26 protein-coding genes are annotated in these 21346 nt (G+C 38.4%); 16 read left to right on the top strand and 10 right to left on the bottom strand.

Translation table 11 applies throughout. The annotated features are described in order from the left end of the window. The first annotated feature begins 132 nt into the window (after nucleotides 1-132). The 4 genes from ACQKMI_RS16210 to ACQKMI_RS16195 all read left to right on the top strand — a co-directional run bounded on the left by ACQKMI_RS16210 (nucleotide 133) and on the right by ACQKMI_RS16195 (nucleotide 4224). Nucleotides 133-1155, top strand: a complete 1023-nt coding sequence (locus tag ACQKMI_RS16210) for an ABC transporter substrate-binding protein (protein ID WP_427490549.1) — start codon at nucleotides 133-135, stop codon at nucleotides 1153-1155. Nucleotides 1156-1265: 110 nt separating this feature from the next. After that, nucleotides 1266-2294, top strand: a complete 1029-nt coding sequence (locus tag ACQKMI_RS16205) for an ABC transporter permease (RefSeq protein WP_427490547.1) — start codon at nucleotides 1266-1268, stop codon at nucleotides 2292-2294. Further along, nucleotides 2287-3081, top strand: coding sequence for an ABC transporter ATP-binding protein (locus ACQKMI_RS16200; protein WP_427490545.1), 795 nt, complete (start codon nucleotides 2287-2289; stop codon nucleotides 3079-3081). Before ACQKMI_RS16205 ends, ACQKMI_RS16200 begins: the two co-directional genes overlap by 8 nt. 177 nt (nucleotides 3082-3258) lie before the next feature. Beyond that, nucleotides 3259-4224 carry a nuclease-related domain-containing protein gene (locus ACQKMI_RS16195; protein WP_427490543.1) on the top strand — a complete coding sequence of 322 codons (966 nt, stop codon included), beginning with the start codon at nucleotides 3259-3261 and terminating at the stop codon, nucleotides 4222-4224. A gap of 266 nt (nucleotides 4225-4490) precedes the next feature. Here the strand turns inward: ACQKMI_RS16195 and ilvA are convergent, their stop codons facing one another. After that, complete coding sequence (gene ilvA / locus ACQKMI_RS16190; RefSeq protein WP_427490541.1) at nucleotides 4491-5753, bottom strand: threonine ammonia-lyase IlvA; 1263 nt, start codon at nucleotides 5751-5753, stop codon at nucleotides 4491-4493. A 224-nt stretch (nucleotides 5754-5977) separates the two neighbouring features. Between ilvA and ACQKMI_RS16185 the strand changes: the two genes are divergently transcribed. Further along, complete coding sequence (locus tag ACQKMI_RS16185; RefSeq protein WP_427490539.1) at nucleotides 5978-6721, top strand: TerC family protein; 744 nt, start codon at nucleotides 5978-5980, stop codon at nucleotides 6719-6721. Between the two features lie 75 nt (nucleotides 6722-6796). On the opposite strand, the gene bshB2 is transcribed toward ACQKMI_RS16185, so the two are convergent. From bshB2 to ACQKMI_RS16170, 3 genes are all read right to left on the bottom strand, one after another. After that, nucleotides 6797-7486, bottom strand: a complete 690-nt coding sequence (gene bshB2 / locus ACQKMI_RS16180; RefSeq protein WP_427490537.1) for a bacillithiol biosynthesis deacetylase BshB2 — start codon at nucleotides 7484-7486, stop codon at nucleotides 6797-6799. Nucleotides 7487-7499: 13 nt separating this feature from the next. Continuing rightward, nucleotides 7500-7850: a YojF family protein gene (locus tag ACQKMI_RS16175; RefSeq protein WP_053484519.1), complete on the bottom strand. Its 351-nt coding sequence runs from the start codon at nucleotides 7848-7850 to the stop codon at nucleotides 7500-7502. A gap of 680 nt (nucleotides 7851-8530) precedes the next feature. Beyond that, nucleotides 8531-8857 carry a hypothetical protein gene (locus ACQKMI_RS16170; RefSeq protein ID WP_427416452.1) on the bottom strand — a complete coding sequence of 109 codons (327 nt, stop codon included), beginning with the start codon at nucleotides 8855-8857 and terminating at the stop codon, nucleotides 8531-8533. Between the two features lie 235 nt (nucleotides 8858-9092). On the opposite strand from ACQKMI_RS16170, the gene ACQKMI_RS16165 reads away from it, so the two are divergent. Beyond that, on the top strand, nucleotides 9093-9572 hold the full coding sequence (locus ACQKMI_RS16165) for an acyl-CoA thioesterase (protein ID WP_427490618.1): 480 nt from the start codon (nucleotides 9093-9095) through the stop codon (nucleotides 9570-9572). Nucleotides 9573-9667: 95 nt separating this feature from the next. On the opposite strand, the gene thiD is transcribed toward ACQKMI_RS16165, so the two are convergent. Beyond that, the gene (gene thiD, locus ACQKMI_RS16160) at nucleotides 9668-10498 is read right to left on the bottom strand and encodes a bifunctional hydroxymethylpyrimidine kinase/phosphomethylpyrimidine kinase (protein WP_427490535.1); all 831 of its coding nucleotides are present in this window, start codon (nucleotides 10496-10498) and stop codon (nucleotides 9668-9670) included. Between the two features lie 340 nt (nucleotides 10499-10838). Here thiD and ACQKMI_RS16155 point away from each other — a divergent pair, with 340 nt between their 5' ends. From ACQKMI_RS16155 to ACQKMI_RS16130, 6 genes are all read left to right on the top strand, one after another. Beyond that, nucleotides 10839-11516, top strand: coding sequence for a uracil-DNA glycosylase (locus ACQKMI_RS16155; protein ID WP_427490534.1), 678 nt, complete (start codon nucleotides 10839-10841; stop codon nucleotides 11514-11516). Nucleotides 11517-11662: 146 nt separating this feature from the next. Further along, the gene (locus tag ACQKMI_RS16150) at nucleotides 11663-11842 is read left to right on the top strand and encodes a hypothetical protein (RefSeq protein ID WP_049667953.1); all 180 of its coding nucleotides are present in this window, start codon (nucleotides 11663-11665) and stop codon (nucleotides 11840-11842) included. Further along, nucleotides 11839-12105 carry a YwdI family protein gene (locus ACQKMI_RS16145; RefSeq protein WP_427490532.1) on the top strand — a complete coding sequence of 89 codons (267 nt, stop codon included), beginning with the start codon at nucleotides 11839-11841 and terminating at the stop codon, nucleotides 12103-12105. The genes ACQKMI_RS16150 and ACQKMI_RS16145 overlap by 4 nt, the downstream gene beginning before the upstream one ends. Before the next feature lie 23 nt (nucleotides 12106-12128). Further along, nucleotides 12129-12509, top strand: a complete 381-nt coding sequence (locus ACQKMI_RS16140) for a DUF423 domain-containing protein (RefSeq protein WP_427490530.1) — start codon at nucleotides 12129-12131, stop codon at nucleotides 12507-12509. Nucleotides 12510-12718: 209 nt separating this feature from the next. Continuing rightward, a complete protein-coding gene (locus ACQKMI_RS16135) occupies nucleotides 12719-13897 on the top strand; it encodes a M20 family metallopeptidase (protein ID WP_427490528.1) in 1179 nt (392 codons plus the stop codon). 211 nt (nucleotides 13898-14108) lie between these two features. Continuing rightward, entirely contained in the window at nucleotides 14109-14204 is a 96-nt protein-coding gene (locus ACQKMI_RS16130; protein WP_427490526.1) for a putative holin-like toxin, read from the top strand. 314 nt (nucleotides 14205-14518) lie between these two features. Here the strand turns inward: ACQKMI_RS16130 and gerQ are convergent, their stop codons facing one another. The 3 genes from gerQ to ACQKMI_RS16115 all read right to left on the bottom strand — a co-directional run bounded on the left by gerQ (nucleotide 14519) and on the right by ACQKMI_RS16115 (nucleotide 15554). Continuing rightward, the gene (gene gerQ, locus ACQKMI_RS16125; RefSeq protein WP_427416458.1) at nucleotides 14519-14860 is read right to left on the bottom strand and encodes a spore coat protein GerQ; all 342 of its coding nucleotides are present in this window, start codon (nucleotides 14858-14860) and stop codon (nucleotides 14519-14521) included. 21 nt (nucleotides 14861-14881) lie between these two features. Continuing rightward, the gene (locus ACQKMI_RS16120; RefSeq protein WP_427490524.1) at nucleotides 14882-15214 is read right to left on the bottom strand and encodes a cell wall hydrolase; all 333 of its coding nucleotides are present in this window, start codon (nucleotides 15212-15214) and stop codon (nucleotides 14882-14884) included. Nucleotides 15215-15353: 139 nt separating this feature from the next. Next, complete coding sequence (locus ACQKMI_RS16115) at nucleotides 15354-15554, bottom strand: hypothetical protein (protein WP_427490522.1); 201 nt, start codon at nucleotides 15552-15554, stop codon at nucleotides 15354-15356. Between the two features lie 740 nt (nucleotides 15555-16294). Here ACQKMI_RS16115 and ACQKMI_RS16110 point away from each other — a divergent pair. Continuing rightward, a complete protein-coding gene (locus ACQKMI_RS16110) occupies nucleotides 16295-16477 on the top strand; it encodes a hypothetical protein (RefSeq protein ID WP_079559343.1) in 183 nt (60 codons plus the stop codon). 42 nt (nucleotides 16478-16519) lie between these two features. On the opposite strand, the gene hemQ is transcribed toward ACQKMI_RS16110, so the two are convergent. Further along, nucleotides 16520-17269, bottom strand: coding sequence for a hydrogen peroxide-dependent heme synthase (hemQ, locus tag ACQKMI_RS16105; RefSeq protein ID WP_427490520.1), 750 nt, complete (start codon nucleotides 17267-17269; stop codon nucleotides 16520-16522). A gap of 157 nt (nucleotides 17270-17426) precedes the next feature. Between hemQ and ACQKMI_RS16100 the strand changes: the two genes are divergently transcribed. Beyond that, entirely contained in the window at nucleotides 17427-18263 is an 837-nt protein-coding gene (locus tag ACQKMI_RS16100) for a lipoate--protein ligase family protein (protein ID WP_427490517.1), read from the top strand. 75 nt (nucleotides 18264-18338) lie between these two features. Here ACQKMI_RS16100 and ACQKMI_RS16095 read toward each other — a convergent pair whose 3' ends face one another. Further along, the gene (locus ACQKMI_RS16095) at nucleotides 18339-18986 is read right to left on the bottom strand and encodes an RsfA family transcriptional regulator (RefSeq protein ID WP_427415406.1); all 648 of its coding nucleotides are present in this window, start codon (nucleotides 18984-18986) and stop codon (nucleotides 18339-18341) included. 244 nt (nucleotides 18987-19230) lie between these two features. On the opposite strand from ACQKMI_RS16095, the gene ACQKMI_RS16090 reads away from it, so the two are divergent. Next, the gene (locus ACQKMI_RS16090; RefSeq protein ID WP_049667962.1) at nucleotides 19231-19455 is read left to right on the top strand and encodes a DUF1450 domain-containing protein; all 225 of its coding nucleotides are present in this window, start codon (nucleotides 19231-19233) and stop codon (nucleotides 19453-19455) included. Nucleotides 19456-19789: 334 nt separating this feature from the next. Beyond that, on the top strand, nucleotides 19790-21163 hold the full coding sequence (locus tag ACQKMI_RS16085) for an HD domain-containing protein (RefSeq protein WP_427490515.1): 1374 nt from the start codon (nucleotides 19790-19792) through the stop codon (nucleotides 21161-21163). Nucleotides 21164-21346 lie beyond the last annotated feature (183 nt).

Below are 21346 nucleotides of genomic sequence, written 5' to 3'. Positions count from 1 at the left end.
CTGAATCTAATAGTCAGAACATTCATAATGTTGTTGACGAATGTCGCTATTAAAGATACTATAGCGATACGTTCACACTTCGCTTGGATAAAGTGTGAGAAAAATCAGAGATTAAAATCGGGGGGATTATTTGTGAAAAGTAATTTAAAAAAGCTTTCGTTCCTGTTATTTGGGTTAGTTTTACTGCTAGCTGCTTGTGGTAGCAGTGGTTCTAGTACGTCGGATTCGAAAGGGAACGAAACGAATAATGCAAGTGGAAGCGACACTGCAGATGATAAAACATATAAGATTGGGATTACTCAAATTGTAGAGCATCCATCTTTAAATGCTGCAACTGAAGGTTTCAAAAAAGCAATTGAAGAATCTGGCTTAAAAGTAGAATACGATTCACAACTAGCGCAAGGGGATAACAGTCTTAACACGACGATTGCTAACAATCTAGTAAGTGCCAACGTAGATTTAATCTTTGCGAACTCTACGCCATCTGCACAAGCGGCGGCGACAGCTACTAGTGATATTCCAATTGTCTTCACTTCTGTAACAGATGCTGTTGGTGCGCAGCTCATTGACTCTATGGAGAAGCCAGGGAAAAATGTAACAGGAACGATCGATTTACATCCTGATACTATTTCGAAAACAGTAGCATTCTTAAAGGAATTGGGTGCGAAAAAAGTAGGTATGGTTTACAACGCTGGTGAACAAAACTCAGTAGCACAAGTAAAAGAAGTGAAAAAAGTGATGGGTGAACAAGGCCTAACAGTGGTTGAGGCATCTGCGGCAACTTCTGCGGAAGTAAAACAAGCTGCTGAATCATTAATCGGTAAAGCAGATGCATTCTATATCATTACTGATAATACAGTAGTTTCGGCACTGGAGTCTGTTATTGATGTAGCGAATGCTAATAAACTACCACTAGTTGTAGGCGAGCTTGACTCTGTGGCACGTGGTGGCTTAGCGGCATATGGTTTTGAATATTATGACATTGGTTATGAAGCAGGGCAAATGGCTGTGAAGATTCTAAAAGGTGAAGCAACTCCTGCTGATATTCCAGCTCAATATCCACAAAAGCTAAAACTATTAATCAATAAAAAAGTAGCGGATGGTTTAGGAATCGACATTAAAGATTCTTGGGGTGCAGAGCTTTTAGAAAAGTAATGACCTGACATGATCATCTATGGAGCGAAGCGGGGGAGAACTAAAACTGCCTCCGCTTTATCTTCTTTAAGCGTAAAAATTGAAATCAAATATGAGGAGATGATTCAATTATGTTTTTGGCAATATTTGGCGCAATGGAGCAAGGAATCATCTATGCAATTATGGCACTTGGTGTGTATTTAACATTCCGCGTGTTAGATTTTCCGGATTTAACGGTTGACGGAAGCTTTGTAACAGGAGCCGCTACAGCAGCGACGATGATTCTGCTCGGCTACCACCCGATCTTAGCGACTTTAGTAGCCATGGTTGCTGGATTTATCGCTGGATGTATGACAGGAATTCTTCACACAAAGGGGAAAATTAATCCTTTGTTATCGGGGATTTTAATGATGATTGCTTTATACTCTATTAATCTACGTATTATGGGATCAACGGCAGAAAATACGATAGGTCGACCGAATATTCCACTATTAAATTCAGAGACTTTATTTTCAAAGTTTCAAGCATTTTGGAGTAATTTAGGAATCGATACAGCATTAAATAACTTACTAAAAAGCTTCGGTGCTCCGCAATTACCTTCAACATGGAGCACGATTTTCGTAGTATTAATCATCACGATTTTAATTAAGTTCATTGCAGACTGGTTCTTGAAAACAGAGATCGGCCTCGCTATTCGAGCAACTGGTGATAATAAGCGTATGATTCGTAGCTTCTCGGCAAATACAGATACTCTTATTATTCTTGGGCTAGGACTTTCTAATGCACTTGTCGCATTTTCCGGAGCTTTAATCGCGCAATATTCGAAGTTCTCAGATGTAAGTATGGGAATTGGGATGATTGTTATCGGTCTGGCATCTGTTATTATCGGGGAAGCAATCTTCGGTACAAAAACGATTATGCGCACAACTTTCGCTGTCATTGCTGGAGCTATCATTTACCGCATTATTTTAGCACTAGCATTACGAGTAGATTTCCTTGATTCAGGAGATATGAAATTAATCACAGCTATCATTGTTATTATCGCGTTGATTTTACCTCAATTTATCAATAAGAGTAAGGAGCGCAAACGCAAGGTGAAGCGCGCAGCAGAGAAGACACGAGTAAAGACGGTTGAGCAAGGAGGGAAGGGCCTTGCTTAAATTAAAAGATATTAATAAGGTTTTCAATGAAGGTACGCCTGATGAAAAAATAGCACTTGCAGAAATTAATTTACACTTAAAACCAGGGGATTTTGTCACAATTATTGGTAGTAATGGAGCTGGTAAATCGACCGTGATGAATATGATTTCTGGCGCACTAACACCAGACTTCGGCACGGTTTCAATTGATGGAAATGAAGTTACGACTTTACCAGAATATAAGCGCTCCCACTACATCGGACGCGTATTCCAGGATCCAATGGCTGGTACAGCACCAACAATGACAATTGAGGAAAATTTAGCATTAGCTTATTCACGTAATAAGAGTAGAGGCGTGCGCTTCGGCGTTGATAAAAAGCGTCGGGAATTTTTTAAGGAATCTTTACAGATGTTAGGTTTAAATTTGGAAAACCGTCTATCTGCAAAAGTCGGCTTACTTTCCGGAGGGGAGCGTCAAGCGCTATCTCTTTTAATGGCAACCTTTACGAAGCCTTCGATTTTATTGCTAGATGAGCATACGGCAGCACTTGACCCATCTCGTGCAGAGTTAATCACACGTATTACGAAATATTTAGTTGAGAAAGACAACTTAACGACATTAATGGTCACGCACAATATGCAACAAGCATTAGACTTAGGAAATCGACTGATTATGATGGATAAAGGTCAAATCATTTTAGAGGTTGGCGAGGATCGCAAGCATGAATTAACCATCCCAGATTTAATGGCAGAGTTCGAACGTATCCGCGGTGAGAAAATGAACTCAGACCGTGCGTTACTAGGATAATAAATGATAAAACGCTCATACATTTAGTGTGGGCGTTTTTTTTGTTGGATGTCGATATTTTTTAGAAGTGGGGTGATAAATTAAAAAAAGTAGGTCGATAAACAATCAAAAGTTCTCGATAAATAAGCAAACTCTTTCGATAAAGTGCATTATAATCTAGCTAAAGGAGGTGAACATATGCTACTGAAAAAGCGGGGAGTTTCATCGAAGCAACGCATGTTAGAAATGATTGAGAGGCGGTTACCGAAATCTCACGCTAAGTATGATTATTTTCAAGAAATGCTAGGAAGAACAAAGGCTGGCATTGCTGGTGAGCAAAGAGTAGATCGAGAATGGCGGGAAATCTATTTGGAGCATGCGTATTATTTATTGCATGATGTAGAGCTTAAGGCTGAGAGTACTGGTGGATGGACACATCAAATGGATACATTATTTATGTCCCAACATTTTGTGCTAATCGTTGAAATTAAAAATATCGTTGGTCATGTAGAATATATGGAAGATAACCATCAATTTATTCGAATTACTTCTGATGGCAGAGTAGATGGCTTTAGAAATCCCTTTGATCAAGTGAAGCGACATGCTAGGTTTTTGCGTCGGCTATTTCAAATGAGCGGGCATCATATACCTATTGAATATATAGTCGTTTCTGCAAATCCGAATATGATTATGACGCCCACTTTCTTGTCCCAGCCAATTATTCATGTAAGTGGTTTGGCAGAAAGGATAGATCAACTGTTCAAGCAGCATCAACAAGTCTGTCTAAGTGAAAAAGATTTGAGAGAATTATCAGCGCATATTTTAACGAGGCACAAACCAATTCAATGGACCATAGATATTAAAGTGGATGAATTGAAGAAAGGTGCACTATGCTCGCATTGCCATTTTGACCATGTCCTACGTTACACTCATGGGAAATGGCGTTGTAGCAATTGCCAATCGATTGATAATCAATCGATGCTAGTCGCATTACATGATTTTCGATTAATGATGAGCAACAATATTACAAATGCTCAGTTTCGTAATTTTTTTGATATTGACTCAGAGAAGGCGGTTTATTATTTATTGAAAAAGTTAAAATTTGAAGCGATAGGTGAAAATAAAAATAGAAAATATATAATTCCTGCCAAATTGTTAGATTAAATGTAAGCGACGTAAACTATCGGTGCGGTCAGATAGTGTCGCTTGTAAGGTAGATGTCGATAAACGCTGAAAAGTTTCGATAGACAAGAGAAAAGTTTCGATAAACCTCAAAAAAGTCTCGATAAACAATCAAAAGTTCTCGATAAACCTCAAAAAGTCTCGATAAACAATCAAAAGTTCTCGATAAATCTAAAAAGTTCCTCAATAAAAATCTCTCATTCCCGCAAAAAAAAGCCACACTCACATAGCAAGTGTGACTCTTTATTTTAGACTAGTAAGCCAAATAGTTGAATGTCGTTGTTTACTTCTTTGTATTTGAAGCCGAATTCATCCATGCGTACTAGTAAGCCGTCGTAGTCCTCACGATTACCGAGCTCGATACCGACTAAGGCTGGACCACTTTCTCTGTTGTTTTTCTTTGTATATTCGAAAGTTGTAATGTCGTCATTTGGTCCTAGAACGCTAGTTAGGAATTGGCGAAGCGCGCCTGCACGTTGTGGGAAGCTTACGATGAAGTAGTATAGTAAGCCTTCGTGAATTAAAGATTTTTCTTTAATTTCCTGCATACGACCGATGTCATTATTACCACCACTAATGATAATAACGACTGATTTGCCTTTAATTTCCTCTTTATAAGAATCGAGGGCTGCTACTGATAATGCCCCAGCAGGCTCTGCGATTATGGCATGTTTATTGTAAAGATCTAAGATTGTTGTACATACTTTTCCTTCTGGTACTAGGACGATGTCGTCTAAATAGCGACGACAAACATCATATGTGTGATTACCGACGCATTTTACCGCAGCACCATCTACGAATTTGTCAATCCAATCAAGTGCTACTGCACCGCCTTCCGCAAATGCAGCCTTCATACTGCCTGCCCCAGCAGGTTCTACACCGATAATTTTGCTATGAGGAGAAAGGTTTTTCACATAGGCAGAAACACCGGACATTAAGCCACCACCACCAATACTACCAAATACGTAGTCAATTGGCTCCTCCATGTCATTCATAATTTCAACAGCGACCGTTCCTTGACCAGCAATGACATCAAAATCATCAAATGGGTGAATAAAGATTTTATCGTGTTCTTCACAGTAAGCGAAAGCACTTTCTGCAGAATCATCAAAGGTATCGCCTGATAAAATAATTTCTACATAATCACGACCAAACATACGCACTTGGTCAATTTTTTGCTTAGGTGTTGTTTGAGGCATAAAAATACTTGCTTGAATTTTCAATTGTGCACAGGCGTAGGCAACACCTTGAGCATGATTGCCCGCACTTGCGCAAACAACGCCAGCTTTACGAGCCTCTTCTTCAATTTTTTTAATCTTATAATAGGCACCGCGCAGTTTAAATGAGCGTACATGCTGTAAATCTTCGCGTTTAAAATAAATATTAGCTCCGTATTTCTCGGATAAATAGTCATTTTTTTGTAGCGGCGTGTGCACCACTACGTCTTTTAAAAAATGATGTGCAATCAAGATATTTTCTACTTGCACGGTTCTAGTGTCAGCAGCTTCCATAATATTCATCCTCCGTATGCGTATAAAACATTTATCTATGATAGCACACTTTATAAGCTTTTTGTCACTAATTTTTAGTAAATTCTAAATTTTCGGTGTCTATTTAATACAAAATTGATTTCTTCGAGAAATTTTTGGAGAAATAAAGGATGCACACATTTCCTCATAACGAAAATGGTCAAGCATATAATAGAATACCTTAGGACAAGTAGGAGGGTATGTAATTGGAAATCATTCAAGGAATTCTATCTACATACATTCAATTTTTCAATTGGGAAATGTGGAAAGAAATTTTGACTGACCCTGTATCTTGGGGGTTAATATCAACACTCATTATAATAGAAGGTTTACTTTCGGCTGATAACGCACTTGTATTAGCAGTGTTAGTAAAGCATTTGCCAAACAAGCAACGCAAACGAGCATTAATGTACGGAATGATGGGGGCTTATTTTTTCCGATTTTTATTTATTGGGATAGGCGTTTATTTGGTAGAATTCTGGTTTATTAAATTGCTAGGAGCTCTGTATTTGGGTTGGCTATGTGTCGCGCATTTCTTACAGATTGGGGAAGCGGATAGTGTCAAGGAAATGAAAAAAACAGGATTGATGGTTCGGCTTTTTGGAACGTTTTGGGCAACAGTTATTTCCGTAGAGCTGATGGATATTGCCTTTTCAATTGATGCAATTTTTGCAGCATTTGCGATATCCAATCAAATTTGGATATTACTAATCGGGGGAATGCTAGGTATTTTAATGATGAGAACGATTGCAGGCTTATTTTTAATCATTATTGAAAAAATACCAGAATTAGAGGCAACAGCATTTATTATTATTGGCATTATTGCACTGAAAATGCTAGCTAGCGTCATCGGTATTCACGTTCCACATTATATGTTTTTTGTTGTGTTAATTATTATATTTGCTATAACCTTCATGATACATTTCTTGAAAAAAATGAAGGTCGCTTAACATAAAAACGGTTCTGATCTCCATTTAGAAAGGGGACAGAACCGCTTTATTGTTAGTATCGAAACTAAAGCTTTTTTATTTTACATAATGATCAGGATTCACAATGTAGAACTTTTCAATATTAAGCCAGCTTTCGCTCATTGGTTCACCATCATCGATACGTTTTTCTGTTTCTTGCATCATCCAAGCAGTTTGGGATGCGTGTGCTTGTAAGGCTTTAATTTTATCCGCCTTCATTTCACTTATATTGACGACAACATGTGGCTCTCCATTTTTTTCAATCGTATCATTTGCAAAGGCACAGCCCATCACTTGTGGACGGGCAGCTTTTGGCATACGACGAACAGCTTCTACTACGGCACGTGCTGTTGCCTCATGGTCAGGATGCACAGCAAAACCAGGTAAGAATGTAAAGATAAGAGAAGGCATTAACTCCTCTATTAAACCTTCCATAAGCTTTACCATTTTTTCATCGTCTTCAAATTCAATCGTTTTATCACGGAAACCAAGCATACGTAAATCTTGTATTCCCATAGCATCTGCTGCTGCAATAAGCTCCTTACGTCGAATTTCTGGCAATGATTCACGTGTTGCAAAAGGTGGATTTCCTAAATTACGCCCCATCTCGCCTAAAGTTAAACAGGCATATGTAACAGGTGTATTCATTTTCTTCGTATAGTAGGCAATTGTTCCAGCAATTGAAAAAGCCTCATCATCTGGGTGAGGGTAAACAATTAAAATATGACGTTGTGGTTGTAAATTCAAAAAGTCGTCCCCCTTAATAAGTAAATGGCGTTTCGCTAATTTCAAGTGCAATCGCCAATTTACCTGAGTAATCTAGTCCTGCCATTAATAAACGGCCTAAATCATCTAATTCAAAATGTGTGATGCCTTGTGCATAAACCCAGCCATGTGCCATTTTCAAGCCAACACGATGGGGTGAATCATCTACCACTTTAGCAAGTTCATAGTTGATTTTAGCATTACGAATAAAAGCACCTGCATTAAAAAATTTCTCATCAAAGTGTGCTGCATAAGAACCGTTCGTCGTCTCAAGATGGATATAAACGTCTTTGTTGGCGAAAGAATTCAATAATTCCTGTAACGTCTTTACTTGTACCTCTTGCATCTTAACACTCCTCTCGATTATTTCTCCTTTAAGTATAGTAAAAATAATTCACAAAGGGAAATTGAATGCCTCCGTAGCATAACATCATCAATAACTTTCCTTCAAAGGTATCTAGAAGGCTTGTTCATTCACAAATTGAACTGCTTTTAGAGGATGTTCAAACACACACTGAATAAAGGAACTCAGTCTGACAACGCCACGTCCTGTGGCAATTTATCTACGCTTTCGCGCAAAAAAAAAAATTGTTGGCAGCCTAAAGCCTCTAAACGCAATTATACCAAGGCATAATTGAATGCATCTTTTAATCTATGAAAATGTATCGAGCAATATTCTTGAAAAAAATTTTGAAATATATCAATATAATAAGTGTGAAGCAATTTTGTACAAAATGTGTCGTTTTGTATTGTATCCGATTTCACAAACGAAAAGATACTGCGACCATAATTTCTTCCTAATTGACGGATAAGCAGTACATAGTGTTGAAGGGGATTTTAAACTAGGTAATAACGAATTCTATCTTGGTACAATAGATGACGTTCCTTTAACATTTTATGTATGGCTATGGCAAGGGAAGAAGACGGAAAGCTCATTATCATAGTATAGTAAAAAAAGCCGCGATTCTCTTTATGACGGAGAATCGCGGCTTTTTTATAATTAACGATTTTTGGAGTATGTATTTGTTAATATCGGTTGAGTTTTCGTTCAATGGAATCTAGACGATTGTTGAGATGTGATAGATGCTTATGCATTTGTCTATATAGTACATGTTGATTTTGCGCGTCGGATGTTCTTGTTTGTTCCATTGCCTCTTCCTCCTGTAATGCTAAAATGTTGGAGAGGGTTGCTAAGGAATACCCTATTGTCAAAACCATTGAAGATATTAATTCTACTTTAGTAGAAGTTATATCTCCACTTTGGATACCTGCATTTTCACCTAGGAGACCTGCTTCTTGGGCACCTAGATTAGGTGGATCAACATTTGTGTTTTGTTGTTTACGTCTTGCCATTTTTCTCCCTCCCATATACAGCTAATATATGGCATATGAAGTAGTAACGTATCTTGTCCTAAGCTTTTTACATTTGAAGCAATAATCCCTGCGCTTCTAAAGGTAAAATTCCTAATTTTCTAATAATTAAATTGATTTTTATGGATAAATAGAGCAATATAGTAAAAACAAACAGTTGTTTTTAGGGGGAATAAATGTGAATAAAGACTTTAAATATTGTAAAGAATCAAGAGTTATGCGTACAAGTCGCGTTTTTCCGAATGATATTAACAATCATAATACACTGTTTGGCGGTCGATTAATGAGTGACATCGATCAAGTAGCTTCAATTTCTGCTGCGAAGCATAGTCGTAGGGATTGCGTGACAGCCTCAACGGATTCTGTAGACTTCTTGCATCCAATACGCCCGACTGATTCTGTATATTTCGAATCTTATGTATCGTGGACAGGTATATCTTCAATGGAGGTTTTCGTAAAGGTTATTTCTGAGAAATTGAAAACGGGTGAACGTAAGGTAGCGGCAACAGCATTATTAACCTTTGTTGCATTAGATGAAAATAATAAACCAACTCCAGTGCCATCTGTCATTCCGGAAACAGTAGAGGAGACAAAGCTACATGAAACCGCAGCTGTACGAGCAAATGCACGTGCAGCGCGTAAAAAGGAAAGTAAGGCATTGGCCCAATTCATTTCAATAAACAATCCATGGGATTAACGGCTCGAATTGATGGAGAACTAAAAAAGGCATCTGATCACTAGACAGATGCCTTTTTCGTTGTTAAATTTTTTCGTTGTTAAATTTTTTCGTTGTTAAATTTCAGTTACCGTTACTTGTGGTGCGCCAAAACGAGATTTAGCACCGTGCATAACTGGTCCTACATAGTCATTTAATGCCCAACCGTGAGCGATTGCAGCTGAAACGAATTCTTTTGCTTCAATGACAGCCTCTTTTACTGAAAGACCGTTTGCCAAGTTTGCTGTTACTGAAGCAGCAAATGTACAGCCAGCCCCATGGTTATAAGTAGAAGCGACTTTTTCAGATTCTAATAAGTAGAATTTTTCACCGTCGAAGAATAAGTCAGTCGCTTTTTCGGTAGCTAACGCTTTTCCACCTTTAATGACAATAGCTTTAGCACCAAGCTCGTGGATTTTACGAGCTGTTGTTTTCATGTCCTCGATTGTTTTTGGTGTGCCAGTTCCTGCTAATTGTCCAGCCTCAAACAGGTTAGGTGTTGTAACTGCAGCTAATGGTAAAAGATGTTGAATCATTGCATCTGTGTTACCAGGGTTCAATACTTCATCTTCTCCCTTACATACCATTACAGGGTCAATAACAACATTTGTCGTACCAGATTTTGCGATAGCATCACCTGCGATACGAATAATTTCTTCCGTTGACAGCATACCAGTTTTTATTGCGTCAATACCTGTTGAAAGAGCTGTATCGATTTGTTTTTGTAAAAGCTCTGTCGGTAATGGCGTTACGTTATGAGTCCAACCGTTTGGATCCATTGTTACGACAACTGTTAATGCCACCATGCCATATGTGCCGTGCTCTTGAAATGTTTTAAGGTCGGCTTGCATACCTGCGCCACCTGATGTATCAGAACCAGCAATCGTTAAAGTTTTTTTAAGAACCATGTGGAAGATCTCCTTTATAGAGGGAATTTTTAAAATTATCATCTAGTATAGTCTTATTCTGGGTGTATAAAAATAGTCAGAATTATATATTTTTATAAGGTCAGTTTATCTTCTATTAGTAGAAGTCTCTTACCTCTATATAGGAAAGGAGTTCATATAGGGTGTTAGCCTAACATCATCGCGTCCATAACTGACCTGCAGTAGCAATACAGTCTTCATGAAGGGCTAAACAAAAAAGTAGATTCTGGACGCAATTATGCCTTGGCATAATTGAATTGAAGCTTGAATTCGACATTATTTTTTTGTACCGTTGTAAGAAGAGAAAGGGGCTTATATTAAGATGAAACAAGCATTTCCGAATGATTGGCAAGCAATACTTGCAGAAGAAATAGAAAAAACATACTATACAAAGCTATGTCAATTTGTAGAACATGAATATTCAACCCAAACAATTTATCCACCGATGAATGATATAATGAATGCATTTTATACGACAGCTTATCAAGATGTGAAGGTCGTAATTTTAGGTCAGGATCCTTATCATGGACCAAACCAAGCACATGGCTTAAGTTTTTCGGTCATGCCAGGAATCCCGCATCCACCAAGCTTACGAAATATGCTAAAAGAGTTACAGGATGATCTTGGCTGTCCAATCCCTTTGGACGGAACATTAACAAGATGGGCACGGCAAGGTGTAATGTTATTGAACACTGTATTAACTGTTCGAGCGGGCCAGGCGAATTCCCATAAAGAACAAGGATGGGAGCAATTTACGGATGCTGTCATCGATAAATTAGCTTCAAGAGATAAACCCATTATTTTTGTACTTTGGGGTAGACCAGCACAACGAAAAAAACAATTAATTCGTCAATACTCAACGCAACATTTTATTTTAGAAGCGCCTCATCCAAGTCCACTAAGTGCTTATCGAGGTTTTTTTGGCAGTAAACCATACTCGAAAATCAATGCACAGTTAGAGGAATGGGGAGAGCGAGCAATTGATTGGAGCCTAGCTTAGTGGTCTATATCTTCCGAAAGCGAAGCGACAGCAACAAAATGTTTTCTGTGCGAAAGCGAAGCGACAGCAACAATTAAGCCAAGGCGAAATTGATGCACTTATCGTTTCGTGTTACAGTTAATAATAGAAGAAAGTGGGTAACAACGATGAATGTAAATTGTTTCAAATGTCAATATTTCAAAGTAACATGGGACCCACAAACACCACGGGCCTGTGTAGCATATGGCTTTAAAACAAAGCAAATACCATCCGTTGTCGTTAAACAATCTTCTGGCACGGACTGTCTGAAATTTGTGCCAAAAGCAGAAAGTGGGAGAATGCAATGATTCCTTATCAAGCCGTTATTCAACAACTTGAAAAACAATTATCCGGTGTCAAAAATGCTGGAGACGAACAACAAATTCGTGAAGCTTTAACAGCAATCCGAGCATTATGCGACGTGGTATTAGACGCATCTGACGGCATTTCTAAAGCACAGTCAAAACCTCTGCCACAAATGCTAGTGTCAGAGCCGAAGCAAACAAGTTTATATACAGCAAAAATTGAAGAAGAAGACGGAGCGAATGGTGATTCAATTTTTGACTTTTAACCATTAAAGGCAGGGTAAACAATATGAAAAAATTTATCGTGACAGGTGCACTTCATGGCTTTTTAGCAGTGGCACTGGGTGCATTCGGTGCACATGCTTTAAAAGAAGTTCTAGACGATTATAGTCGCGGGATTTGGGAAACAGCTGTGCAGTATCAGATGTTTCAAGCTACAGCTATCCTTATCATTGGTATATTGATGAACTCCAAACTACTAGGTGCGGTCAAGCAGTTAAATTTAGCTGGAATCTTTTTTAACCTAGGTATTGTCTTCTTTTCAGGAAGCTTATATGTACTGGCAATCAGCGGCGTTAAAGTTCTTGGTGCGATCACACCAATTGGTGGTGTTCTATTTTTAGCTGGCTGGGTTCTAATTATAATAACTGCGCTTAAACATGCTCGATAAAATTCAGTTCCTACAAAGTTACTCCTTTACACTATGTGTGAGGGAGTTTTTGTTTTTTATAGACCTCTAGGATCAAGAGAATTTTTCTTCCGGATCAACAATATAATTTCTATAGAATGGTAGTTTTAATTCCTATTGTTTTTGTAAGGATTTATAGTACACTATAATTATCAAATAAGTTCGACAAATAAGAAGTGAGGTTTTGTGATATGGAGAAGCTTTTTACTTTACTAGATAATAACTATGATGAAATGGTAGCGATTCGCCGTCATCTACATGAATATCCGGAATTATCCTTTGAGGAAGTGGAAACACCAGCATATGTAGCTGCTTTTCATCGAGCGTTAGGACATGAGGTTCGTGAGCATGTAGGTGGACGGGGTGTTGTTGCAACTTTAAATGGAGGAAAGCCAGGTAAAACAGTGGCATTACGCGCTGATTTTGATGCTCTAGCCATTCAGGAGGAAAATGACATTCCTTATAAGTCAAAAGTGGATGGTAAAATGCATGCATGTGGACATGATGGTCATACTGCGACATTACTAGTGCTTGCTAAAGCGCTTCATGCAATGAAGGATGACATTGCAGGCAATATAGTTTTTATTCATCAGCATGCAGAAGAAATGGCGCCAGGTGGAGCAAAACCTATGATTGAAGATGGCTGTCTAGACGGGGTAGATGTTATTTTCGGTACACATTTATGGGCACCAACGCCATTGGGCGATATATTGGTGAGAGATGGGGCAATTATGGCTGCCGCGGATAAGGTGGAAATTACGATTCAAGGTAAAGGTGGTCACGGTGCGGAGCCTCATCATTCTATTGATGCTGTTACTTTAGCGTCACAGTTTGTAGTCAATGCGCAGCAGCTCATATCTCGTCGTATTGATCCATTAAAATCAGCCGTTTTAACAATTGGTCATCTTGAGGCCATTAATCCTTTTAATGTGATTGCAGAGCGAGTAGTGTTAGCTGGAACAGTCCGAACTTTTGACGAGCCCGTACGCAAACAAATGGAGCAAGAGCTTGAGGCCGTTTTAAATGCCTCTTGTTTGGCCTTTGGTGCAAGCTATAATTACCGTTATACGAGGGGCTATCCACCTGTTTACAACCACGCGAAAGAAACAGAATTTGTTGCACAACTGGCAGCTGATATACCAGGAGTAGAAAATATAATAACGTGCCCACCATTTATGATTGGTGAGGATTTTGCGTATTATTTAGAGAATGTACCAGGTACTTTTTTCTTCACAGGCGCTAAAAAGCCAGAGTGGGAAGTGGCATATCCTCATCATCATGCACGCTTTGATTTTGATGAGCGTGCAATGTTGATCGCTGCCAAAACTTTAGGAAAAGCAACATTGCAATTTTTACAAGAAAATAAATAGGGAGCTCTTTTAGGGCTTTCAATAAAAAATTGGCATGCTAGGAGGAATCCTACCATGCCAATTTTTCAATCTAATGATAAATGCCCGCGTAAATTCCTCATTAAAACATTTGCCATAATTAAGAGGTAACTAGATAGAGGTTTCAAGGCGGTTGGCGATCAAATTTCTACCTATTTTCTTCAAGTGATTGAAGGGAAAGGAGTTGATGCCAATGACTATTTTTGAAGCAATGACGCTGACTATTAATTTTGCAATTCTTATAGTGTCAGTAATTGCCTTGCCATTTACTTTTACACAAAAAAAGTAAACCGCCTCTGCCTCGCAAGCATGTGAGTAGGTTTACTTCTTTTCTCATTGCAAATCGCCTTTGAAGCGATTCGTCTTGTTACTAAGACCATTTGGTGCTGTCACACTGAATGGTCTTATATTTTTTATATACATCTTCAGTAAGAATATAACATGGAGATACGAGTTTATTCAAATAGAACAATTTTTTACTCAAATTGACAAAACAATAGGATAATTACCTCCAAGGTGCGAAGGAGCACCCCTTTGCTCGGTCCTCCTTGCTATTGAGGAGTGGAATTTAGAAAATACGAACTTATGAATAGTTCATTTCAATTATGGATTTTGGTTAAAGTAAGCCATTTCCTCATCGTATTCAGCAAAATCAAAGTAAATCATTGGGAATAGGAAACGATGATTTGATTTGAGTTCACGTAAAATAACATGATCTCGACCAGCAGCTTCTACAACGCCTCGCACAATTTTCGTGTTTTTTCCTGGCTCAATCGCATGTTCGAAAGAAAAATGGAAAGTACCAGGCTTTCCGCGATTCAAACGAAAAATATTTTCAATAAACGATTGCTCCCGTCCAGGTTGTCGTGCTCCGGGAATTACCTGTGGAGGCACTTGAGGCATTTGTTGTTGTTGCGTTGTCGGTGTCCAATAATAAGGCATCATAAGTTATCAACCTTCTTTCTTTTAGATTTGAGGACAATCTTCTTCGGTTGGCGAGAAGAAGCAATGCGCTTTGAATCTTCCCGTGTTCCACTGACCATACCATTGTGCTGGACAATCTCCCTCAGGTCTGAAAAACCATAGTGAACGAGTTGCTGGATGGAATCTTTCGCCTTGAATAACCCTCCTTGCTAATCGAAGGTCTTGATCACGTGCTCGTTGATAAAAGTAGCCTTTTACTGTCGCTTCAAAGCCCCCAGGACGCTGATAAACCATTTGTTCAATTGTACGAACATCCGTAAAATCTAAACAGTCTGCTCGTACACGATTGACGCCAACATTGCCGACCATCAGCATACCTAAGTTCCCTTCACCTTCTGCCTCGGCGCGCGCCTTGCTAGCATGGCTGTTTGTGCATCATTCGTCTTTATTACAGCGATTTTCACTCCTCCTCGCAGACAGTATATGCATGATGGTATCGTAGACATGTTCAATTTTAACTTTTTTCAGCAAGTGTTTTTGTACCGAAAGCGTAGCGACAGGTACAGAAGTTTCCCACCTCTATAGGCGGTGAGATGAATGGGGGGTAAGTTATTTTTTCAGTAGGTGTCCAAATACCTGCTGAAATAGTGGAACTCAGTCTAAGAACGCCACGTCCTGTGGCAACGACTGAGTGACCAACGTCGTGTTGGCCCAAAGCCTCCGGCGGATGTCACGGTATCGGAAAGGAGTTAATAGGGGATGTTAGCCTAAAATCATCGCATCCGTGCGATAACGGCTAACTGACCTGCATCGGTAAAAACGCCACGTCCTGTGGCATTACCGAAATGACCGACATCGTGTCGGCCCTCGTGCAGGCCTAAGCACAAAGCCGATTCCAGACGCAATTATGCCGAGGCATAATTGATTGAAAGAAATTCACAATTTAAAATTGCTAAGCATATATTAATAATGACGAGTCGTTTGTATAAGAGGGCCAGGTTTTAAATTCATGACCATAACGCTTATAAAAATGGGGAAATAGAGAATAGAAAATATAATGGGGAACGTGAGATAGGACATTGCATGTGTATTGAATACATGTGAGGTGACAAGGTATGGAGATTGGTGTTTGGGTAGGTATTTTGTTGAGTGCTGTGCTGGCATTTTTAGTGGGGAGTTTTTTCGGACAGCCACTCCATTGGTATCTCTTTATACTAATAATCGTAGTGGGATTTTTCATCAATACGATTATATTAATTTTGAAGGTTAAAGATGAAAGGTCTTGAAGCACAGCGCAGCCATATGAAAATAAGAAAGTGTCATCGTAATGGATGACACTTTCTTATTTTTTTTGATTGTGTAGGTGGAATCTGATGTTTGACAAGTATATTAAAAATAAACGGTGACATACTAAAGTTGGAAATTATTTTTTTGCTTTCATGAAGGAGTGTTATAATGCATACCTTTGGTACGTTTGTAGCAATTATCATAAGTGCATTCATCGCCGTTGGAATAGCAGAATACTATCAGCAACCGTATAATTGGTATTTAGTTTTCCTGATGATTCTAGCCGGTTTTTTTATTCATACAATTATTTTAATATTGGAATCAGAGAACAGCGAAGAAAGCGAATATTAAAAAATGCGAGTCCGATTGGTGGACTCGCATTTTTATATTTAATTAGACAGTTAATAATTTCACAAGTTTTTCTTGATCAAGAAGGTTACCAACGAAGAATGCACCAAACTCACCGTAGCGAGCTGACACTTCATCGAAACGCATTTCATATACTAATTTTTTGAATTGTAGTACATCATCCGCGAATAGTGTAACGCCCCATTCATGATCGTCGAAGCCAACAGAACCAGTAATGATTTGTTTAACTTTACCAGCATAGCCACGACCAATCATACCGTGAGAACGCATTAGCGATTTGCGATCATCCATTGAAAGCATATACCAGTTGTCATTGCCTTGGCGACGCTTATCCATTGGATAGAAGCATACATGCTTAGCACGTGGAAGCTCAGGATATAGACGGGCACGCACATGTGGATTTTGGTATGGATCTTCGTCTGAATCACCTGCTAAATAGTTAGAAAGCTCTACAACAGATACATATGAATATGTAGGAATTGTAAAATCAGCAATCGCTAATTTATTGAAATCAGCTTCAAGCTCTTGTAGCTCTTCCATAGTTTCACGTAAAGTCATAATCATAAAGTCAGCTTTTTGACCAACGATTGCGTAAAATGCATGGGCACCTGTTTTAGCGATATCAGCTTCGTTTAATTTTTCTAAATATGCAAGGAATTCTTCAACTGCTGCTTGGCGTTCTTCAGCAGAAACTAATTTCCATGAAGCCCAATCGATTGAGCGGAAATCATGTAAAGCGTACCAACCATCTAAAGTAATAGCTGCTTCATTCATTATTAAAAACACTCCTTTATAAGTGAATAGCATTCGAAATTTAGTTTATCATAGTTTGTACAAAATCCCTAAGTTCATGATTGTATTTCACGAATTTGACACCTTCCATAGATAATGTATTCTAAAGAGAAGAGATGTAAATAGAGGAGCTCCAATCATGAAAAGTATTTTACAACAGCCGATTTGGCGTTTTTACGATCAATCCATTAGCGCGAAGCAAAGATCGCCACTTGAATCCTTTGCTACAGACGACACGTTATGTCAGCTAGTTGGACAATTAGCCTCTCCGCCAACTATACGTACATGGGTACATGATGCATCTGTTGTGCTTGGTATTCAGGATCATCGTTTACCATATGTGCAGCAGGGCATGGACTTGCTCAAAGCACAAGGCTATCAACCTATCGTACGCAATTCAGGTGGATTAGCAGTAGTGCTCGATAAAGGTGTACTGAATATTTCTATTGTATTATCTGAACAAACGGAAGCGCTTAGTATTAATGATGGCTATGATGTAATGGTAGCTTTAGTAAAAAGCTTGTTCCCTGAAGTAGCAGATCAAATTGAAGCCTATGAAATTGTAGGCTCCTATTGTCCAGGCTCCTATGATTTAAGTATTAAAGGAAAGAAATTTGCTGGTATTTCTCAGAGACGTTTACGTCAAGGCGTAGCAGTGCAAATTTATTTATGTGTTGAAGGAAGCGGTTCAAATCGAGCCGCACTCATTCGTGACTTTTATGAGGAAAGTCTAAAAGGAGAAGAAACGAAATTTACGTATCCTAATATTGTCCCTGATGTGATGGCGTCATTATCTGAACTAATGGACGTATCATTAACAGTGGAAGCTGTTGTTATTCGCTTACAGCAACTTCTTAACAATATGGCAGAAGAAGAAATTCGAGTTGAATCTTTTCATGATGAAGAAATAACACTATATGCGTTTTATTTACAACGTATTTTTGAACGAAATACGAAAATGCTTGAACCGAAGTGATGAAGTGAAAGCCTTCAGCGGATGTCAGTGAGATATCGTGCGAGATAGATCGTTGCAAAGAAAAAAGCGATGCTGCTAATTAAGCGCATCGCCATTTTCTTGTGTATAAGGGCTGCTTACAACAAGATTCCCGTTTTTCTCCATTTTGAAAACTGGTGCAATTCGTTCATCCTCTTCATCTAGTGTAACTAGTCGTCTAGCACGGTTCATAATTTGTACAAATTGCTCGTAATCTTTTCGAATAGCTCTATTTTCCTCTTCTAGCTGTGTAATGGTTTTCTCTAGTTTTTTATTTTTCTCAGATGTTACGTGTACTAGTTGTCTCCATTTTGTAGACTCATTACCTATTTCACCAGAGTGCTGTAAACGTAATAAATAGGCTATGACAATATCAAGATTTAATGCAGATAGAGGAATTGATTTACCCTCTGCGGCACTACTATTGACTGTAAACATACTTGAAGCACGGCGTCTTGCCGGAGCTCCCAACACTCGCATTCTTTCTTTTCTTTCTTTTTTTGCTTCTGATAATTGTTCCTCGTATTCTTTACGAACAACAGCATTCCAACGAAAACCACATGCAGCAGCAGTACGATTCAAGGCATCACCAGCTTCTTCAAAGGCATTTAACTGTGTACTACCTTCTGTCACATGGCGAATGACCGCCTCTGCTAATAATTCATCGTTTTCATCTAACCAAGCATCTTGTCTGACTTTACTCATATTAAAATCCTCCCACCTTTATTTGGAACTTTTTATTTACAACTAGCATGACCAATCTTTTAACCTTTTATTCATCCATGTGGAAGGAATTATGCTTGAATACAAGGGGAATAATGCGATACAATACCCGATGTAGGTTTGTACGTATGCTACATACTTAAATATGTGAAAGTCATACGTTCAATAGAAACGATTTTTGATTTTTTGATTAAAAAAATACTATATAGAAAGGGTTGTTGACAAAATGGCAAACGAATTTAAAGTTTGCGATGAATGTCAGGCCGTTAACTTAAAAACGTTAATTCCAAAATTAAAGGAAATCGATCCTGATGCAACCATCGAAATTGGCTGTCATTCCTATTGTGGCCCAGGACGTAAAAAAACATTTACCTTTGTAAATAGCCGTCCTGTTGCTGCATTAACGGAAGAAGAACTAATGGAAAAGGTTTTAGCAAAGTTAAAAAAATAAGTAAGCAAAACGCTATCTTCACTAGTCTAGTTGGAGATAGTTTTTGTTTTTTGTGTGGATTTTTAATATCGACGGATAGAAGAGTCAGAGTGATGGAAAGAAGAGTCAGAGAGACGGATAGCCATTGAGGCGACGGATAGAACTACCAGAGCGATGGATGGAACCATCGAAACGACGGAAAGAACCATCGAAGTGACGGATTAATTCATCGAAACGATGGAAGGTTCACGTTCACGTCGCCTCATCAGATGGAAATTAGGTCAATAGAAACCTAAAATAAGACGAGAATACAGTGAGTTAGGTTGATAGTCTCTATAATTAAAAGTCAATATGTATGCTAGTCCTGTATTTATCGCATATAATAGAACAAATAGGAAACGGGGGTGCTGTACAATTGACACATTATGCAAAAGCTAAATTACAAGAGGAAAAAGTATTCAAGGATCCAGTGCATCGCTATGTGCATGTACGGGATCAAGTGATTTGGGATCTAGTTGGTACGAAAGAATTTCAGCGACTACGTCGAATTCGCCAGCTCGGTACAACATTTTTAGTATTCCACGGAGCAGAGCATAGTCGCTTTAGTCACTCACTTGGCGTTTACGAAATTGTACGCCGCATAGTAGATGATATATTTGCAGGTCGTCCAGAATGGGATGAAGATGAACGTCTGCTTGTGCTTTGTGCAGCCCTATTACACGATTTAGGGCATGGGCCATTTTCACATGCCTTTGAAAATGTTTTTGAGCTTGATCATGAATTTTATACAAGACAAATTTTGCTCGGTGATACAGAAGTGAATGCCGTATTAAAAAAAGTATCGGCTGATTTCCCAGAGAAAGTATCACAGGTTATTGAAAAAACATATCCGAATAAGCAGGTTGTCAGTTTAATATCGAGTCAAATCGACGCTGATCGTATGGATTACTTACAGCGCGATGCTTATTTCACTGGCGTAAGCTACGGTCATTTTGATATGGAGCGTATCTTAAGAGTAATGCGTCCACGGAAAAATCAGGTCGTTATCAAGGCGACGGGCATGCATGCGGTAGAAGATTATATAATGAGCCGCTATCAAATGTACTTACAAATTTATTTCCACCCAGTATCTCGTAGTGCAGAGGTTGTATTGAATAATATTTTAAAAAGAGCTAAGCAACTAAGCTTGGTAGGCTATAAATTTAAGCATGAGCCTACACACTTTTTAGCATTTTTCCGTAACTCCATTACACTTGATGATTATCTTGCATTAGATGAGAGTATTCTTTTTACATATTTTCAACTTTGGATGCAAGAAGAAGATGCTATATTAAGTGACTTAAGCCGTCGCTTTGTTAACCGAAAGTTATTTCAGTACATCGATTTAGATCCAGGTGTAGAGCTAGATAAATATCAAAAACTACAAGAGCTCTTTAAGCAAGCTGATTTAAATCCAGAATATTATCTTGTCCACGATACGACAGCAGATTTACCGTATGACTTTTATCGACCAGGAGAGGAAGAAGTCCGTGTTCCTATTTTCTTAGAAATGAAAAATGGAGAGCTACGAGAGCTATCACGTGAATCTATTATTGTTGATTCTATTTCCGGCCGCATGAAGCGAGATCATAAAGTATATTTCCCACTAGATTTCCTGGAGGACAACAGTATCCATCCTGCTGTGAAGAAACAAATATTAGCCTTGCTGCAAGGTCAGGAGAAAAAATAATAAAAAAAATTTTTGTGTATAATTGTGTGTATAAAAAATAAATGGAATTAATAGTATTCCGACATACCTATAGTGAAAAACAGTGAAAGTACTCTATATGAGTTATTTTCGCTGTTTTTTTGTTGTTGTATAAAGATGAAAAAAGTGGAAACTATATAGAAGTTTTTAGAATATTATAAATAA

Origin of the sequence: Lysinibacillus sp. NPDC097214, assembly GCF_050277945.1 — a bacterium.
In the GTDB taxonomy this organism is placed as follows: Bacteria; Bacillota; Bacilli; order Bacillales_A; family Planococcaceae; genus Lysinibacillus; species Lysinibacillus xylanilyticus_B.
The sequence above is the reverse complement of the archived record's forward strand: the minus strand, read 5'-3'. Positions and strand labels throughout refer to the sequence as shown.

Excerpts from the sequence above, each read along its gene's own strand:
- ACQKMI_RS16205 (WP_427490547.1), top strand. The coding sequence starts at position 1,266 with ATGTTTTTGGCAATATTTGGCGCAATGGAGCAAGGAATCATCTATGCA.
- ACQKMI_RS16195 (WP_427490543.1), top strand. The coding sequence starts at position 3,259 with ATGCTACTGAAAAAGCGGGGAGTTTCATCGAAGCAACGCATGTTAGAA.
- ilvA (WP_427490541.1), bottom strand. The coding sequence starts at position 5,753 with ATGGAAGCTGCTGACACTAGAACCGTGCAAGTAGAAAATATCTTGATT.
- ACQKMI_RS16175 (WP_053484519.1), bottom strand. The coding sequence starts at position 7,850 with ATGCAAGAGGTACAAGTAAAGACGTTACAGGAATTATTGAATTCTTTC.
- ACQKMI_RS16170 (WP_427416452.1), bottom strand. The coding sequence starts at position 8,857 with ATGGCAAGACGTAAACAACAAAACACAAATGTTGATCCACCTAATCTA.
- ACQKMI_RS16165 (WP_427490618.1), top strand. The coding sequence starts at position 9,093 with ATGCGTACAAGTCGCGTTTTTCCGAATGATATTAACAATCATAATACA.
- thiD (WP_427490535.1), bottom strand. The coding sequence starts at position 10,498 with ATGGTTCTTAAAAAAACTTTAACGATTGCTGGTTCTGATACATCAGGT.
- ACQKMI_RS16155 (WP_427490534.1), top strand. The coding sequence starts at position 10,839 with ATGAAACAAGCATTTCCGAATGATTGGCAAGCAATACTTGCAGAAGAA.
- ACQKMI_RS16150 (WP_049667953.1), top strand. The coding sequence starts at position 11,663 with ATGAATGTAAATTGTTTCAAATGTCAATATTTCAAAGTAACATGGGAC.
- ACQKMI_RS16145 (WP_427490532.1), top strand. The coding sequence starts at position 11,839 with ATGATTCCTTATCAAGCCGTTATTCAACAACTTGAAAAACAATTATCC.
- ACQKMI_RS16140 (WP_427490530.1), top strand. The coding sequence starts at position 12,129 with ATGAAAAAATTTATCGTGACAGGTGCACTTCATGGCTTTTTAGCAGTG.
- ACQKMI_RS16135 (WP_427490528.1), top strand. The coding sequence starts at position 12,719 with ATGGAGAAGCTTTTTACTTTACTAGATAATAACTATGATGAAATGGTA.
- ACQKMI_RS16130 (WP_427490526.1), top strand. The coding sequence starts at position 14,109 with ATGACTATTTTTGAAGCAATGACGCTGACTATTAATTTTGCAATTCTT.
- gerQ (WP_427416458.1), bottom strand. The coding sequence starts at position 14,860 with ATGATGCCTTATTATTGGACACCGACAACGCAACAACAACAAATGCCT.
- ACQKMI_RS16120 (WP_427490524.1), bottom strand. The coding sequence starts at position 15,214 with ATGCTGATGGTCGGCAATGTTGGCGTCAATCGTGTACGAGCAGACTGT.
- ACQKMI_RS16110 (WP_079559343.1), top strand. The coding sequence starts at position 16,295 with ATGCATACCTTTGGTACGTTTGTAGCAATTATCATAAGTGCATTCATC.
- hemQ (WP_427490520.1), bottom strand. The coding sequence starts at position 17,269 with ATGAATGAAGCAGCTATTACTTTAGATGGTTGGTACGCTTTACATGAT.
- ACQKMI_RS16100 (WP_427490517.1), top strand. The coding sequence starts at position 17,427 with ATGAAAAGTATTTTACAACAGCCGATTTGGCGTTTTTACGATCAATCC.
- ACQKMI_RS16095 (WP_427415406.1), bottom strand. The coding sequence starts at position 18,986 with ATGAGTAAAGTCAGACAAGATGCTTGGTTAGATGAAAACGATGAATTA.
- ACQKMI_RS16090 (WP_049667962.1), top strand. The coding sequence starts at position 19,231 with ATGGCAAACGAATTTAAAGTTTGCGATGAATGTCAGGCCGTTAACTTA.
- ACQKMI_RS16085 (WP_427490515.1), top strand. The coding sequence starts at position 19,790 with ATGCTAGTCCTGTATTTATCGCATATAATAGAACAAATAGGAAACGGG.